Annotated in this window: 12 protein-coding genes; 8 read left to right on the top strand and 4 right to left on the bottom strand. The window is 66.7% G+C overall.

What is annotated here, in order from left to right:
- Positions 1–42: 42 nt before the first annotated feature.
- The 3 genes from U5805_RS04615 to U5805_RS04605 all read left to right on the top strand — a co-directional run bounded on the left by U5805_RS04615 (position 43) and on the right by U5805_RS04605 (position 3301).
- Positions 43–612, top strand: a complete 570-nt coding sequence (locus U5805_RS04615) for a hypothetical protein (RefSeq protein WP_322102257.1) — start codon at positions 43–45, stop codon at positions 610–612.
- A gap of 203 nt (positions 613–815) precedes the next feature.
- A complete protein-coding gene (locus U5805_RS04610; protein WP_322102359.1) occupies positions 816–2051 on the top strand; it encodes an MFS transporter in 1236 nt (411 codons plus the stop codon).
- Positions 2048–3301, top strand: a complete 1254-nt coding sequence (locus tag U5805_RS04605; protein ID WP_322102256.1) for an arsenic transporter — start codon at positions 2048–2050, stop codon at positions 3299–3301. Before U5805_RS04610 ends, U5805_RS04605 begins: the two co-directional genes overlap by 4 nt.
- Positions 3302–3817: 516 nt before the next feature.
- Here the strand turns inward: U5805_RS04605 and U5805_RS04600 are convergent.
- Positions 3818–4795 carry an NAD-dependent epimerase/dehydratase family protein gene (locus U5805_RS04600; protein WP_322102255.1) on the bottom strand — a complete coding sequence of 326 codons (978 nt, stop codon included), beginning with the start codon at positions 4793–4795 and terminating at the stop codon, positions 3818–3820.
- 95 nt (positions 4796–4890) lie between these two features.
- On the opposite strand from U5805_RS04600, the gene U5805_RS04595 reads away from it, so the two are divergent.
- A complete protein-coding gene (locus U5805_RS04595) occupies positions 4891–5784 on the top strand; it encodes a LysR family transcriptional regulator (RefSeq protein WP_322102254.1) in 894 nt (297 codons plus the stop codon).
- A 417-nt stretch (positions 5785–6201) separates the two neighbouring features.
- Here the strand turns inward: U5805_RS04595 and U5805_RS04590 are convergent, their stop codons facing one another.
- Positions 6202–7113 carry a LysR family transcriptional regulator gene (locus U5805_RS04590; protein WP_322102253.1) on the bottom strand — a complete coding sequence of 304 codons (912 nt, stop codon included), beginning with the start codon at positions 7111–7113 and terminating at the stop codon, positions 6202–6204.
- 92 nt (positions 7114–7205) lie between these two features.
- Between U5805_RS04590 and U5805_RS04585 the strand changes: the two genes are divergently transcribed.
- The 3 genes from U5805_RS04585 to U5805_RS04575 all read left to right on the top strand — a co-directional run bounded on the left by U5805_RS04585 (position 7206) and on the right by U5805_RS04575 (position 13125).
- Complete coding sequence (locus U5805_RS04585) at positions 7206–10634, top strand: molybdopterin-dependent oxidoreductase (protein WP_322102252.1); 3429 nt, start codon at positions 7206–7208, stop codon at positions 10632–10634.
- Positions 10635–10704: 70 nt separating this feature from the next.
- The gene (locus tag U5805_RS04580; protein ID WP_322102251.1) at positions 10705–12153 is read left to right on the top strand and encodes a short-chain fatty acid transporter; all 1449 of its coding nucleotides are present in this window, start codon (positions 10705–10707) and stop codon (positions 12151–12153) included.
- A 33-nt stretch (positions 12154–12186) separates the two neighbouring features.
- The gene (locus U5805_RS04575) at positions 12187–13125 is read left to right on the top strand and encodes an ornithine cyclodeaminase family protein (protein WP_322102250.1); all 939 of its coding nucleotides are present in this window, start codon (positions 12187–12189) and stop codon (positions 13123–13125) included.
- Between the two features lie 60 nt (positions 13126–13185).
- Here U5805_RS04575 and U5805_RS04570 read toward each other — a convergent pair whose 3' ends face one another.
- Both U5805_RS04570 and U5805_RS04565 read right to left on the bottom strand, forming a co-directional pair.
- Complete coding sequence (locus U5805_RS04570; protein ID WP_322102249.1) at positions 13186–13656, bottom strand: VOC family protein; 471 nt, start codon at positions 13654–13656, stop codon at positions 13186–13188.
- Positions 13657–13723: 67 nt separating this feature from the next.
- Complete coding sequence (locus U5805_RS04565; RefSeq protein ID WP_322102248.1) at positions 13724–14161, bottom strand: helix-turn-helix transcriptional regulator; 438 nt, start codon at positions 14159–14161, stop codon at positions 13724–13726.
- A 123-nt stretch (positions 14162–14284) separates the two neighbouring features.
- Here U5805_RS04565 and U5805_RS04560 point away from each other — a divergent pair, with 123 nt between their 5' ends.
- The gene (locus U5805_RS04560; protein ID WP_322102247.1) at positions 14285–15715 is read left to right on the top strand and encodes a DEAD/DEAH box helicase; all 1431 of its coding nucleotides are present in this window, start codon (positions 14285–14287) and stop codon (positions 15713–15715) included.
- Positions 15716–15812 lie beyond the last annotated feature (97 nt).

Raw genomic sequence — 15812 nt, 5'->3', positions numbered from 1 at the left:
GCATTTGCCTGCTTCCGTCATCGTCGAAAAAGGACTTACAACATGCATTGGATCGATCCCGCGAGCCTTCCCGAAACCCGCGGCACCGTAACGCGTTTTCTTCTTAACCCGCACGGCGAACTGGACGGCCTCGTGCTCGGCGCGCGCCCCTTGCGGCAAGTCCATTTCCCGCCTCACCTGTCGCGGCAGATCGCGCGGCTCGTGGCAGCGGGCGACGCGGTGCGCGTTCGCGGCGTGAAAGCGCGCGGCGCGCCCGTGATCGCGGCCGTCTCGATCACCACGACAACCGGCAAGGTCATCCTGGACGAAGGCCCGCATCGCAACGGCGAGAAGCCCCATCGGCCCCATCGGCCCGACATCGCGCGCAGTCCCATGGAGGCGAGCGGCGAAGTGCTGCTGCCGCTTTACGGCCCGACGGGCGAGTTGCGCGGCGCGCTGCTGGACGACGGCACCTCGCTGCGCATGCCGCCGCACGCGGCCACCGCGCTGGCGTCGTACCTCGCGCCGGGCGCGCACGTCCATGCGTGGGGTCATGGCGTCCGGAACCGCCACGGGCGAACCGTCGAAGTGGACGAGATCGCCGAGCTGGTCGACGTGGAAGCCAACCGCTGAAGCCGGTTTTCGTCGACAGGGAGAAAGCGCATGCCGCCTCGTTCGTTTCGCAGCGTTGCACGTTTCGTCCGGTCGCGGGCTGCAAGCCCGGCCCGCGCAGCGCCTGGGCGCGCGGCCATTGCGCAGCCGGCAACGCCACGAACGGTGATCGCGCGATGAATCCGCCGACGAATCCGCTGACGAATCCGCCGACGAATCCCGCGGTGAATCCACGTTACGCGCTCGAAGCGTTGAGCTTCTTCATGGCCGATGTGCAGGCGGGCATCGGGCCGTTTCTCGGCGTCTTGTTGCAGGCGCGCGGGTGGCACCCCGACGCCATCGGCACGGTAATGACGCTCGGCGGCATTGCGGGCATGCTCGCCACTTCGCCCGCCGGCGCGCTCGTCGATGCAACGCGTCACAAGCGCGGCGTCATTGTCGCGGCGGGCGCGCTGACGACCCTCGCCTCGCTCGTGCTGTGGGCCGCGCACACGTACTGGATGGTCGCGGCGTCGCAGATTCTCACGGCGGTGACGGGCGCCGCGCTCGGGCCGGCAATGGCGGGCGTGACGCTCGGGATCGTGCGCGAGCGCGGCTTCGACCGGCAGTTCGGCCGCAACCAGGTAGCCAACCACGCGGGCAACGTCGTGGGCGCGGCGCTCTCGGGCTGGCTGGGCTGGCGCTATGGATTCGGCGCGGTGTTCGCGCTCACGGGCGCCTTCGGCATCCTGTCCGTCATCTCCACGTTGCTGATCCGCCGCGACGCCATCGACCACGGCAGCGCCCGAGGCTTGAACGCGGATTCGCCGGCGCAAGCGCGCGAGCCGGCGCGCGGCTTTCGGGTGCTGCTGACGTGCCGCCCGCTCCTGCTCCTGTCCGCCGCGCTCGCCATGTTCCACCTCGGCAATGCCGCGATGCTGCCGCTTTACGGCCTCGCGGTGGTCGCGGCACACAAGGGCGACCCCAGCGCCTTCACCGCGCAGACGATCGTGGTGGCGCAACTGGTGATGGTGTTCGCCGCGTGTTTCGCGAACCGCTTGATCCTGCGCTTCGGGTACTGGGGCGTGATTCTTGTCACCTTTCTTGCGTTGCCGCTGCGCGGGCTGGTGGCGGCGCTATTCATCTCGGCCTGGGGCGTGTGGCCCGTGCAGGCGCTCGACGGCATCGGCGCGGGACTGCAAAGCGTCGCGGTGCCGGCGCTCATCGTGCGGCTTCTCCAGGGCACCGGGCGAGTCAACGTCGGGCAGGGCGTGGCGATGACCGTGCAAGGCGCGGGGGCGGCGCTGAGCCCTGCGCTCGGCGGCGTCCTCGCGCAGCATTTCGGCTACGCAGCGGCATTTCTCGTGCTGGGCGCGGTGTCGACGGGTTCGCTCGCGCTATGGCTGCTGTTCGGCGCTTCCCTGAAAAAAGCCTGTAGTGTTCACAACGATTCCGCCACCCACAACTCGCTCGCTACATGAATCCGACCTTTCTTTCCTGGGGCATCGCGCTTGCCGCTACCGCCGGCGTATTGCTGCGCCCGTTTCGCTGGCCCGAAGCGGTGTGGGCGGTGTCGGGCGCCTTGCTGCTGGTCGTGCTCGGACTGCTCCCGCCCGGTCTCGCGATTCAGGCAGTCGCCAAAGGCACCGACGTCTACCTGTTTCTCATCGGCATGATGCTGCTCTCGGAACTGGGACGGCGCGAAGGGCTATTCGACTGGATCGCCGTGCTCGCGGTCAATCACGCGAAAGGCTCGCCCAGGCGCCTCTTTCTGCTGGTTTATGCGGTGGGCGTGATGGTGACGACGTTCCTCTCGAACGACGCGGCGGCCGTCGTGCTGACGCCCGCCGTTTTTGCCGCTGCGAAGAAGGCCAATACGAAACCGTTGCCGCTGTTGTTCGTATGTGCGTTCATTGCCAACGCGGCGAGTTTCGTCCTGCCGATTTCGAATCCCGCGAATCTCGTGCTCTACGCGAACAAGGTGCCGCCGTTGGGTGTGTGGATCGGCCGCTTCGCCGTTCCGTCGGTGTTGTCGATCACGGCCACTTTCTTCATGCTGCGCTGGACGCAGCGGCACGCACTGAACGGAGAATGCGCCAGCGATTTGCCGGTCGACACGCTCAGCGCCAACGGCAAGGTCGCGCTGGCCGGCATCGGCGTGACGGCAGTCGCGTTGCTGGTCGTTTCCGCCTGCGGTCTGCAACTGGGCATGCCGACCGCCGTGCTCGGCATCCTCACCACACTGGTGGTGCTCGTGAAGGAACGCGAATCGCCGGTCGAATTGATACGCGGCATTTCATGGAGCGTTCTGCCGCTTGTCGCGGGACTTTTCGTGCTCGTGGAGATGCTTGCGCACACAGGCGTGATCGCGCAACTGTCGCAACTTCTTTCCGGGGCGACGCAACACAGCCGCCTCGCGACAGCCACGGTATCGGGGCTGATCGTCGCGCTGGGCAGCAATGCCATCAACAATCTGCCCGCCGGGCTGATCGCCAGCGCGACCGCGTTGCAGGCCCATAGCCCCGAGCAGGTCGTCGACGCCATGCTGATCGGCGTGGATCTCGGCCCGAACCTGTCGATCACGGGCTCGCTCGCCACCATTCTCTGGCTGCTTTCGATTCGCCGCGAAGGTGAAGAGGTGAGCTTCGTGCAGTTTCTGAAAACCGGCGCGGTCGTGATGCCGCCCGCCCTCCTGCTGGCGCTGGGCGCGCGGTTTCTGATCGGGCATTGAGCGAAGGGGCAGCACGCGAGGCGAGCGTTCGCGCCGCGGTCGTTGTTGCGGCGACGCCGCGCTGCGGCGGCACAGCCGTAGCGCCGCGTGCGTCGAACATGAGAGCGGCGAAGCGGGCCGCTTGCGCGTGGGCTTCACCAATGCGCCGTCGCCTCGTTCATCGCTTATCCGCGCAAGGCGGGCGTGGTCGTACACGAGCAAATGCTCGCATTGTGCGCGAAGCGCGGTTTCGAGCCGAAAGTCGTGGGGTATTGCGCTCGTGCCCGCGTCGTTGCGCACGATTGCCGTTCCGGGCGTCGTGTTTCGACAACTCGACGACGACGACACTTCATATCGCGCATCGTTACGGCGACGCGAATGCGCGCGTCGCGCAGTTCGTCGAGTTGGCGCTTACCAACACGGGCCGAGTCCGCGAAATAGCGTGCGCGGCGAAAACCGCATGACCGGCGAGCGAGGCTCGCAATGCCGCGAGGAATCTGCGTAATACAGGCCCGCAATGCTTCAAATACAGCCGATTCAAGCAGCCGACGCGGGCAAGCAGCCCAAACCGGCGAGCGTCGTTTCCACCGCCTCGTCGAGCGGCGTATGCGGTTCGCGGCCGAGCGCGTCGACCAGGCGCGCATTCGACATCTGCACGGGCATCCGCCAAAGGTAGCGCATCTCGCCGACCTCGCGAAACGTGGTGTTGAAGGGAGCAGCCAGCGTGACCAGCCACCACGGAAACGCGGCCACCACCGGCCTTTGCCCCGTGCGCCGCTCGACGACGCGCTGGATGGCGGCAACGAATGCGGAGCCGTCGGCGTCCCAGTGCCCGGCCATCTGGAAGGACGCGAACGCAGGCAGTTCGTCGCGACGCGCAAGCAGTTCGACCATCGTGCGTGCCACATCCGGCAGATACGACCATTGATGCCCCACGCCCGGCGTGCCCGGATAACCGATCTTCTTCACCGGCCGATTAGGCTTGACGAGACCTTGCGAGAACCAGTTGTTGGCGGCCTTCGGGCCGAAGAAGTCGCCGGCCCTCACGATCAGCGCTCGCGCGCCCGCCTCGCTGGCGCGGTGCAGACGCGCTTCCATTTCCACCCGAATCGCGCCCTTGCGCGTGACCGGCCGCTGCGGCGCGCCGTCGGCGATGAGCGGCAGCGCGTCGGGACCAAAGTTATAAACCGTTCCCGGCAACACGATGGTCGCGCCCTCGGCCCGCGCGGCGGCGATGGTGTTGTCGAGCATCGGCAGCACCAGCTCGGCCCAACGCTTGTAGCCGGGCGGATTCACGGCGTGAACGATGACTGCTGCGCCGCGCGCCGCGCGCATGACGTCGTCCCGCTTCATCGCGTCGCCCTGTAGCCATTCGATGCCGTCCTTTCCCGCGGACGTTGCGCCCGCCGCGCGGCGCAGACCGCGCACGCGCCACCCCGCCTCATGGAGTTGCCGCGCGACTTCCCCGCCAATGCCGCCTGTCGCGCCGAGAACCAGTACCGTTTGCCGCGTCATGCCGTGCTCCCTTTCGTCGTTCGATGCGTGCATTTTCGCGGCTTTTTCAATGCGATAAAATTACCGAATACCGTAGATCCGATATACATTTTTGTATGGACAAGAACATCGGCTGGGAGCTGTATCGCACCTTTCTCGCGGTGCTTCAGGAGGGATCGCTTTCGGGCGCGGCGCGCGGGCTCGGCATCACTCAGCCCACCGCGGGCCGTCATATCGAAGCGCTCGAACGCGCGTTGAAGGTGACGCTTTTCACGCGTTCGCAAACCGGCCTGCAACCGACCGACGTGGCCATTGCATTACGTTCTCACGCCGAGACGATGCAAAGCACCGCGGAGTCGCTGGAACGCGCGGCGCGCGATCACGGCGAAGGCGCGCAGGCGCAGGGCGTGGTGCGCGTGGCGGCCAGCGAGGTGGTCGGCGTCGAGGTGCTGCCGCCCATCATCGCGGCGCTGCGGGAACGCCATCCACGCCTTGTGATCGAGCTGGTGCTGTCGAATCGCGTGCAAGACCTGCTCAAGCGCGAAGCCGATGTCGCCGTTCGCATGGTGCGGCCCGCGCAACGCCAACTGGTGGCGCGGCGCATTGGCAACATCGAACTCGGTCTGCACGCGCATCGCGACTATCTGGCAGCTCACGGCACGCCGCGCAATCTCACCGCGCTATGGGAGCACGCGATCATCGGCTACGACCGGCCCACGGCGTTCGTGCGCGAGGCCAGCAAGGCGTTTCCCGGCTATACGCGCGCGGCACTGTCGCTTCGCACCGATACCGACCTCGCGCAACTCGCGCTCATTCGCGCGGGAGCGGGCATTGGCGTTTGCCAGGTCGAACTGGCGCGCCGCAATGACAAGCTGGTTCGGCTGCTTCCCAAGCTCGTCGCGCTCCAACTGGAAACGTGGGTGACGATGCACGAGAATTTGCGCAACAGCGCGGGTTGCCGGGCGACCTTCGATGCGCTGGTGGACGGCTTGTTGCAGTACGTGCGGTGAAGGGATGGTGCGGGGCGCGTTCGCGGCCCCGCCGAGGAATCCGCATGCAGGGTGCGATCGTGCGTGGGTTGCATGAAGAACGGCTTGCAGACGTGTTATTCGATCAACGGTGTGAATTTGGGGCGTTCGCTCGCGTTGGGTGCGCGACCCGATATGCAAATGCGGGCGCCTCCCCCTCAGTATTTTTTAGTTCAGTGGATGTGGTTGACGGATCGCGGACGATGCAACGAGGCGTGACGGGCTAGACAATGATCGAACACGAGGCCGAGCGCGGCCGCCCAACAGCGGCGTCCGGCCACCCAGGATGGGCCGCCACTCCATCGCCGATGAGTGCTGCTTTATCCCCCCCGCGCGCCGCCCCCATCCATTGCCGGTCACAAAACCAGTGCCTTCATGCAATAACTTTAATCAGTTTGCCTAAGCATCAACCCAGTTCCTCGAACGAAACAGTTCGAGCAACGCATGCACCTGCTTGCTCAACGGCTGCTCGCGGCACCACACCGCGCCCACGTCCATCGTCGGCACCGCCACGCTCAGGTCGCGCCGGCTGATGCGATTGCCCTCAAGCGACCACGGCCGGTACACCAGATCGGAAAGAATCGTCACGCCTTCGCCCAACGCAACGAGGCTGCGCACCGCTTCAATCGACGTGCTTTGCATGCGCACGCGCGGCGACACCCCAAACGGCCCCCAGTAGCTTTTGACCGTGCGCACGTGCTCGTCCATGTCGAGCAGCAGAAAATTCTCGCGGGCCACGTCGTCCAGCGTGACGCGTTGCGCGTCGAGCAGCGGATGATCGGGCGGCGTCCACAGCCGGCGCGGCGAGCGAATCAGCGTTTCGCACTTCAGTTCGTCGTGCAAAGCCGTATTCGAAACGAGCAGCAGCGCCAGATCCAGTTCGCCGTCGATCAACATGCGTTCGACGGTTTCGCGCTCGCGCTCGATCACGTCCACCTGAAGATTGCCGAACCGCCGCGTGATGGTCGACAACATCGAAGGTAATAAGTACGCCGAAATGGTTTCGGTCACACCAAGCCGCACGTGCCCCGCAATGCGCCCCGGCTCCTCCTGCGCGGCCATCACGGCCTGGTCCACCGACTGCTGCGCCTGCTGCACGTGGCGCAGAAAGCGCACGCCCGCATCCGTGAGCCGCACGCCCTTCGCATGGCGCGCGAGCAGCGGCACGCCAACCGCCTCTTCGAGTTTTTGCAGCGCGATCGTCATCGACGACTGCGAGACATTGCACAGATTCGACGACTGCGAAATCTGACCCGTATCGGCGACCGACAAAAAGTACTCGATCTGGCGCAAGGTGATGTGTTGCGGCATCGGCGGATCGCACCTGGAGGTATTGAGAGAATCAATAATGCCGCATCAAAAATATGAAATTGGCATTTCTTTCAAACTCGTACGATGGCGCCATGGAACCGCTCATCGCCACGCCCGACGCCACGAAAGCACTGGAAAAAAAGGGCTATTGCACGCTCTGCCGATCCCGTTGCGGCACGATCAACGTCGTGCGCGGCGATCAGCTCACCGAAGTGCGCCCTGACCGCGAGCATCCCACGGGCCACGCCATGTGCCTGAAGGGCAAGTCCGCGCCGGAACTCGTGCATAGCCCGCATCGCGTGCTTTACCCGATGCGCCGCAGCGCGCCCAAAGGCGCCGCCGACCCCGGCTGGCAGCGCATAAGCTGGGACGAGGCGCTCGACGAAATCGCCGCAAGGCTCGGCGCGCTGCGGCGCGAGCACGGCGCGGAATCCGTGGCGTTCGGCGTGACCACGCCCAGCGGCACGCCGATGAGCGACAGCATCGACTGGGTCGAGCGCTTCATCTGGTCGTACGGCAGCCCCAACATCTGCTACGCCACCGAAATCTGCAACTGGCACAAGGACGTCGCGCATGCGTTCACGTTCGGCTGCGGCATGCCCACCGCCGACTACCGCCACGCCGAAGTCATCCTGCTCTGGGGCACGAACCCCGCCAACACCTGGCTCGCGCAGGCCGACGCGATCGCGCAAGGACGCCGCGCAGGCGCGAAGCTGATCGTCGCCGATCCGCGCCCGACCGCCCTCGCCCGCGAAGCCGACGTCTGGCTGCGCGTGCGCCCCGGCACCGACGCGGCGCTGGCCATGGGCATCGCGCGCCGCATCGTCGAAACAAACGGCTACGACGAAACCTTCGTGCGCACGTGGACCAACGCGCCGCTGCTCGTGCGCCGCGACACCGGCCTGTTTCTGCGCGAACGCGACGTGGACGCCTACGCGGCGGGCAATCGCTACATGGTGTGGAACGCGACGCGTCGCCGCGTGGAAGCGCTCGGCGAGGAAGCCGGCACGACCCCGGCGGATTTCGCGCTGGCCGGCGTTTTCCCCATTGCCGCTGTCGACTGCGAGCCCGCATTCGCGTGCTACACGCGCGCGCTCGACGCCTTTACGCCCGAGCGCGTGGAAGCGATCACCGGCGTCGCGCCCGAAGCGCTCGAACGCGCCGCCGCCCTGCTCGCGCCCGGCCGGCGCATCGCGTATCACGCCTGGTCGGGCGTCGCCCAGCACACCAACGCCACGCAAACCGAGCGTGCCATCGCCACGCTTTACGCGCTGACGGGCGCCTTCGACACGCGCGGCTCGAACCGCGAGTTCGTCAAGCAGCCGGCCAACGCCGTGAGCACCTACGCGCTGCTCGCGCCGCAGCAGCGCGCCAAGGCGCTCGGGCTCGACGAGCGGCCGCTCGGGCCGCCTTCGCAGGGCTGGATCACGGCGCGCGACATGTATCGCGCGATGCTGGACGGCGAGCCGTACAAGGTGCGCGCGCTGTTCGCCTTCGGCACCAATCCGCTCGTCTCGCAACCGGACGCGGAAACGGCGCACGAGGCGCTGAGCCAGCTCGAATTCCACGTGCATTGCGACCTCTACGAAACGCCGTCCTCGCGCTATGCGGACATCTTCTTGCCGATCAACACGCCGTGGGAACGCGAGGGCTTGCGCATCGGCTTCGAGATCGACGAGCGCGCGGTGGAACTCGTGCAGTTGCGTCAGCGCATGGTGACGCCGCGCGGCGAGAGCCGCGCCGACTACGACATCGTGTTCGCGCTCGCCACGCGGCTCGGCATGGGCGAGGCGTTTTTCGGCGGCAGTATCGAAGCCGGGTGGAATCACATGCTCGCGCCGCTCGGCCTCGACGTGCAAACGCTGCGCGCGCATCCCGAGGGCATCGCGCGCCCGCTCGTGCAGCGCGAAAGGCAATACGCGCTGCCCGCGCACGACGGCGCGCGCGGCTTTCGCACGGAAACGCTGCGCGTCGAGCTGTATTCGGAAAAGCTGCTGCGCCACGGCTATGCGCCCGTGCCCGACTACGTGCCGCCGGCCGGTTTCTCGAACGAGGCGCGCGATCCCGCGTACCCGTACACGCTCACGTCCACCAAGAACGGCTATTACTGCCACAGCCAGCATCGCGGCGTGACACGGTTGCGCAAGCGCGCGCCGTATCCCCTCGTCGAAATGAGCGCGGCCGTCGCGGCGAGGCACGGCTTCGAAACCGACGACTGGGTGATCGTGCGCACCGCACGCGGCGCGGCGCGCTTCGTCGCGCGCATCGAACCCGCGCTCGCCGACGACGTGCTGATCGCCGAGTATGGCTGGTGGCAAGCTTGCGACGAACTCGGCATGCCGGGCTTCGCGGCGCGCGGCGAACTCAACAGCAACTTCAGCAACCTCGTTTCGGGGCGGCAATACGACCCGCTGAGCGGCTCCATGCCGATGCGCGCGCTCGCCTGCGACGTGCAGCCCGATCCCGCGTTCGAGCGTGCGCGCCGTAAGTGGCGCGATTGGCGGCCCTTCGTCGTCACGCGGCTCGCCGACGAAGCCGAAGGCGTGCGCACCGTCACCTTCGCCGCGAAGGACGGCGGCACGCTGCCCGACTATCTGCCGGGTCAGCACGTGAGCGTGCATCTCGCCGCGCTCGGCGAACGCGGCGCCACGCGCGCCTATTCGCTCGTGGGCGCGGCGCGGCAGCGCGCGCGACGCACCTACACGATCGCCGTGCGCCATCGGAAGGAAGGCGCGATGTCGAGCCATATTCACCGCGAATTGCGCGTGGGCGACGAAGTGGCGCTGCGCGCGCCCGGCGGCAGTTTCGTGCTGCCGTTGCAGTCGCGTCAGCCCGTGGTGATGGTCGCGGGCGGTATCGGCATCACGCCGTTCGTCGCGTATCTGGAATCGCTCGCGCACGGTCCGGCAACAAGAAAACGCCCTGAAATGTGGCTCTTTTACGCGAATCGCGACGGCGCGGCGCATGCCTTCAAGGCGCGCATCCGGCAATTGCGCGAGGCCTGGCCCGAGCTGCATGTATTCGATTGCTACGCGCATCCTCGTCCGAATGCGGACATCGCGGGCGTCGATTTCGACCGCGCCGGTTATCTCGACGCCTCGGTCGTCAGCGACGCGCTCGTCGCGCGCCGCGCGCGCTTCTATCTCTGCGCCGCCGAGCCGATGATGAACGCGATCACCGAAGCCTTGGTCGCGCGCGGCGTGCCTGCGTTCGACATTTTCAAGGAAGCGTTCCGCTCGCCCGCCCTGCCGCGCGCCGGCGCCTCGCAAGCCTTCACGGTGACGTTCGCGCGCTCGCACAAAACGGCGCGCTGGACCGCGGAGCAAGGCAGCCTGCTCGCGCTCGCGGAAAGCCACGGCGTTGCCTTGCCGAGCGGCTGCCGGGTCGGCCAGTGCGAAAGCTGCGCGGTTCGCGTCGCGCAAGGCGCCATAGATCACTTGTCGGGCCACGCGCCCGATGAACCCGACATGTGCTTCGCGTGCCAAGCGATACCGCTGTCGGATCTCGTCGTCGATGCTTGACGGCATCTGCGGTCGTTCCACTACGCAACACGTACCGGGCGCTACGCCAACACATCAAGGGGAAATGAACATGGAACAGGTCACACGGGCAAAAGCGCTCGCGCCGCAAGGCACGGCGGGCAACGCGCTGGAACGCACGGCCGGGCGCGTCACGCGCTGGGCGGAGAACTGGTTTCCCGACGCCTATATTTTCGCGGCCATCGCGGTGGTGGTCGTCGCGCTGGGCGCGCTCGCCGTGGGCGCGCCGGTGCAACGCGTGGGCGTCGCGTTCGGCGACGGCTTCTGGAGCCTGATTCCGTTCACCATGCAAATGGCCGTCGTGGCGATCTCCGGCTATGTGGTCGCCGTTTCGCCGCCGGCTTCGAAGGCCATTGCGTGGCTCGCGCGTCTGCCGCGCACGGCGCGCGGCGCGGTGATGTTCGTCGCCTTCGTGAGCATCGGCGCGTCGCTCTTTAACTGGGCGATCAGCCTCGTGTTCAGCGGTCTGCTGGCGCGCGCCCTGGCGCGCCGAACCGACTTGCGCATGGACTATCGCGCGGCGGGCGCGGCCGCGTATCTGGGCATGGGCGCGACGTGGGCGCTGGGCCTGAGTTCGGCGGCCGCGCAGTTGCAGGCCAACCCCGACAGCCTGCCGAAAACGCTGCTCGCGATCACGGGCGTGATTCCGTTCTCCGAAACCATCTTCCTGCCGCAGTCGATGCTGATGGTCGCGGCGCTCACCGTCGCATCGCTCGTCATCGCGGGTTTGTCCGCGCCGGTCGGCGAGCGCGCGCGCACGGCGCAGGAACTGGGCGTCTCGCTCGACGACATCGACATGAAGCTGGAAAAGCCCGTGCGCCCCGGCGAATGGCTCGAATACAGCCCGCTCGTGACGGTCCTGATCGTGCTGCTCGGCCTCGTGTGGATCGGCCACGAGTTCACGACGAAGAATCCGCTGCTCGCGATCTCGAACCTCAACACGTACAACTTCGTGTTCATTCTGCTCGGCATGCTGCTGAACTGGCGCCCGCGCCGCTTTCTCAATGCCGTGGCGAAGTCGGTGCCGTCCACGGCCGGCGTGCTGATCCAGTTTCCGCTCTATGGCGGCATCGCGTTCATGCTCACCAAGGCCGCCGCGCCCGGCGGCGTGCCGTTGTCGGAGCATCTGGCACACTTCTTCGTCGCCATTTCCACGCAGGGCGCGTTTCCCGCCGTGATGGGCGTGTACTCGGCGGTGCTCGGCTTCTTCGTGCCCTCGGGCGGCGGCAAGTGGATCATCGAGGCGCCCTACGTGATCGAGGCGGCCAAGGCGCTGCACGTGCATCTGGGCTGGTCGGTGACGGTTTATAACGCGGCCGAAGCACTGCCGAACCTGATCAATCCGTTCTGGATGCTGCCGCTGCTCGGGGTGCTCGGGCTGCGCGCGAAGGACGTGGTCGGCTTCACGTTCACGCAATTGATCGTGCATGTGCCGCTCGTGGTGTTCATGCTGTGGGCGCTCGCGCCAACGCTGAGCTATCACCCGCCGGTCATGCCCTGAACCCCCAACGACTCGAACAAGGACACGCTGCCCATGAAGATTTTCGACGCCGCCACGACGCGCGACGCGCTGCCGTTTCCCGAACTGATCGCGGCGCTGCGCGCGATGTTCGTCGCGGGTTGCCAGGTGCCGCTGCGGCACACTCACAAGATCGCGGCGCAAGACGCCGAAGGCACCGTGCTCATCATGCCCGCGTGGCAGGAAGGCGGCTATCTCGGCATCAAGACGGTCAACATTTTTCCGGGCAATGCGGCGCTCGGTTTGCCCGGCTTGCACTCGACCTATGTGCTCTACGACGCGCGCACGGGCGCCCCGCTCGCGCAACTCGACGGCGATGAAATCACTTCGCGGCGCACGGCGGCGGCGTCCGCGCTCGCGGCGAGCTTTCTCGCGCGCAAGGACTCGACGCGCATGACGCTGGTCGGCACCGGGCGCGTGGGCAAGCTCGTGCCGCAAGCGTACCGCGCCGTGCTGCCGATACGCGAAGTGGAGGTCTGGAGCCGCAGCCGCGCGGCATCCGTGCGCCTTGTCGCGGAGCTTGCCGCGCAAGGCTTCGCGGCGCGCGTGGCCGACGATCTGGCCGCGAGCGTGGCGCGCGCCGACATCGTCAGTTGCGCGACGCTGGCAACCGAACCCGTCGTACGCGGCGAGTGGCTCGCGCCGGGCTCGCATCTCGACCTGATCGGCAGTTTCACGCCCGCGATGCGCGAAACCGACGACGCGTGTTTCCAGAACGCCCGCCTGTTCGTCGATACGGCGGAAGCCTTCCAGAAGTCCGGCGATCTGCTCGGGCCGCTGCAACGCGGCGTGCTGAGCAATCCCGAGCAATGGCCGACGCTCGAAACCTTGTGCCGGGAGCAAGCGCAAGGCCGAACCCGCGACGACGAACGCACGGTGTTCAAGTCGGTAGGAACGGCGCTGGAAGACCTCGCGGCCGCCGCGCGGGTTTATGAGGCGCAAACGGCGCGTTGACCGTCGGTCCGTCGCGCGCGGTGCGGAAAGACGCGGCCGGACCTGGCTCGCCGTTCGGCTTCAAGCGATTTGCTGAATCCGGATCATGTTTCCCGCCGGATCGCGCACGGCCAGATCGCGCACGCCGTAAGGCTGATCGGCGGGTTCCTGGACGATCCCGGCGCCGTGATCCTGAAGCCGCTGGAACGCGGCATCCAGGTTCCGGGTGGCGAGCAACAAGGTGGCGAACGTCCCCTTGGCCATCATTTCGCCGATCGTGCGCTTTTCATGATCGGTGATACCCGGCGTGGCATTCGGCGGATATAACACGATGCTCGCGGAACCCGCGCTGCCCTTGGGGCCGACGGTGATCCACCGGTTCGCGCCAAACGCAACGTCCTTGCGGACTTCGAAATCGAGCGCATCGCGATAGAACGCAAGCGACTCGTCGGGGTCGGCGTGAGGAAGAAAAGTCGAGTGAACAACGATATCCATCATCAGGCTCCGGCGTGAAAAAGGCGTGATTGCAATAGTCACCCATCGGTCACCCATCGGTCACCCATCGGTCACCCATCGGTCACCCATCGCCGGCGCAAGGCGCCGGCCGTCGATTGACGTTTTAAACCTTTCCCGCCGCCACGGCTTCTCGATTCCTGATCGGCCGTGTCACCTGTTTCGCGATGCAGGACGGAATGCCTTCGGTGTCGCGGGCGTGATCGCGCTTGTAGAGGCTGGGCGAAACGCCGACCAGTTCGGTAAAGCGCGTGCTGAAGGTGCCCAGCGACGAACCGCCCACTTCGAAGCAAACTTCGGTGACGGTGTGCTCGCCGCGCCGCAACAGCGCCATCGCGCGCTCGATGCGGCGCGTCATCAGATACGAATAGACGGATTCGCCATACGCCAGCCGAAACTGCCGGCTCAGGTGTCCCGACGAAACATGAATACTTTGCGCGAGCGCTTCGACGTTCAGCGCCTGCGCAAAATCGCGGTCGATGCGGTCGCGCACGCGCCTGAGCAGCGCGAGATCGCGAAGAGAGGGGCCGAGCGCCGTGGCCATCGGCGCATCGTGCCATGTACGGCGGACGGCTTCAAGCGGGCGCGGGCTCGATCGCCGGCATTCGCTTGCGGCCGATGGCGCGCCATCCCCGCTAAAATCACCGTTTTAGTCCGGAACACGTCCATGTCTTTTGCCTCGCTTGGCCTGATCGAACCCTTGCTGCGTAATGTGCGGGACCTCAATTACCAGACACCCACGCCGGTGCAGGTCAAGGCAATTCCCGCCGTGCTCGGCGGCAAGGACGTCATGGCCGCGGCACAAACCGGCACCGGCAAAACAGCGGGTTTCGCGCTGCCGCTGTTGCAGCGGCTGGTGCAACACGGCCCGGCGGTCTCCAGCAACCGCGCGCGCGTGCTGGTGCTGGTGCCCACGCGCGAGCTGGCCGAGCAAGTGCTGCAAAGCTTCGTCGATTACGGCAAAGGGCTCGACTTGCGATTTCTGGCCGCCTACGGCGGCGTGAGCATCAATCCGCAGATGATGAAGCTGCGCAAGGGCGTCGACGTGCTGGTGGCGACGCCGGGCCGTTTGCTCGATCTCAACCGCCAGAACGCCGTGCAGTTCGATCAAGTGCAAACGCTGGTGCTGGACGAAGCCGACCGCATGCTCGACCTCGGCTTTGCGCGCGAACTCAACGCGGTCTTTGCCGCGCTGCCCGCGCGGCGCCAAACGCTGCTGTTCTCCGCCACCTTCACCGACGACATTCGCGCAATGGCGGCGAGCATTCTGCGCAGCCCGGTGGATATCAGCGTCAGTGCGCCCAACGCCACGGCCAGCCGGATCAGGCAATGGGTGGTGACGGTCGATAAAAAGAACAAGCCGGACCTCTTCATGCACCTCGTGGCGCAAAACCGCTGGGAGCACGCGCTGGTGTTCGTGAAAACCCGCGTCGGCGTGGATTACCTCGCGGCCATGCTCGACGGCGCGGGTTATGCGGTTGACACCATCCACGGCGACAAGCCGCAGCCCGCGCGCCTGCGCGCTTTGGAGCGCTTCAAGACGGGTGACGTGCAGATGCTGGTGGCCACCGACGTGGCCGCGCGCGGGCTCGATATCGACGACCTGCCGCTCGTCATCAACGTCGACTTGCCCATCGTGGCGCAAGACTACGTACACCGGATCGGCCGTACGGGCCGCGCGGGCGCCAGCGGCGTGGCGGTGTCGCTCGTCTGTGCCGACGAAGCGCCGCAACTCGCCGCGATCGAAGCGCTGATCCGGCAAACGCTGCCGCGCGAGGAAGAACCGGGTTTCGAGGCCGAGCACCGCGTGCCGCAAACCAGCGCGACGGGCGAGATCATCAAGAAGCCCAAAAAGCCGAAGAAGCCGAAAGCGCCGCAAGCCGCGCCCGGCGCCGCGCAAATGCCCGGCAAGAAGCCGCGCGCGCAAGGCGGCGAGAGCAACCGCGAACCCTCGCTCTCGGCCAGGGAAGCAAGCTTGATCAGCGGCAGCCCGTTCAGCGTGCAACGGCCGCGCGGCAAACCCGCCGGCAAGCCGTCGGCGGGTTCGCGCAAACCGGCTGGAAAACCCGGCGGCGGACGCGGCAAACGTCAGCCTTGATCGACGAATGCGGATAACGCCGGCCTTGAGAGGCTGGCGATCTGCTGGTCGCTGGTCGCTGGTCGCTGGTCGGGCACGGGCGCGGCCAAGCTGCGCT

Origin of the sequence: Paraburkholderia sp. J41 (genome assembly GCF_905220235.1) — a bacterium.
In the GTDB taxonomy this organism is placed as follows: domain Bacteria; phylum Pseudomonadota; class Gammaproteobacteria; order Burkholderiales; family Burkholderiaceae; genus Paraburkholderia.
Note: the sequence above shows the minus strand (reverse complement) of the source record. Positions and strands in the feature narration are given on the sequence as shown.

Bases quoted from the DNA above. Each gene is read 5' to 3' on its own strand.
- U5805_RS04575 (WP_322102250.1), top strand. From the start codon at position 12,187: ATGAAGATTTTCGACGCCGCCACGACGCGCGACGCGCTGCCGTTTCCC.
- U5805_RS04580 (WP_322102251.1), top strand. From the start codon at position 10,705: ATGGAACAGGTCACACGGGCAAAAGCGCTCGCGCCGCAAGGCACGGCG.
- U5805_RS04600 (WP_322102255.1), bottom strand. From the start codon at position 4,795: ATGACGCGGCAAACGGTACTGGTTCTCGGCGCGACAGGCGGCATTGGC.
- U5805_RS04590 (WP_322102253.1), bottom strand. From the start codon at position 7,113: ATGCCGCAACACATCACCTTGCGCCAGATCGAGTACTTTTTGTCGGTC.
- U5805_RS04565 (WP_322102248.1), bottom strand. From the start codon at position 14,161: ATGGCCACGGCGCTCGGCCCCTCTCTTCGCGATCTCGCGCTGCTCAGG.
- U5805_RS04605 (WP_322102256.1), top strand. From the start codon at position 2,048: ATGAATCCGACCTTTCTTTCCTGGGGCATCGCGCTTGCCGCTACCGCC.
- U5805_RS04560 (WP_322102247.1), top strand. From the start codon at position 14,285: ATGTCTTTTGCCTCGCTTGGCCTGATCGAACCCTTGCTGCGTAATGTG.
- U5805_RS04570 (WP_322102249.1), bottom strand. From the start codon at position 13,656: ATGGGTGACCGATGGGTGACTATTGCAATCACGCCTTTTTCACGCCGG.
- U5805_RS04585 (WP_322102252.1), top strand. From the start codon at position 7,206: ATGGAACCGCTCATCGCCACGCCCGACGCCACGAAAGCACTGGAAAAA.
- U5805_RS04615 (WP_322102257.1), top strand. From the start codon at position 43: ATGCATTGGATCGATCCCGCGAGCCTTCCCGAAACCCGCGGCACCGTA.
- U5805_RS04595 (WP_322102254.1), top strand. From the start codon at position 4,891: ATGGACAAGAACATCGGCTGGGAGCTGTATCGCACCTTTCTCGCGGTG.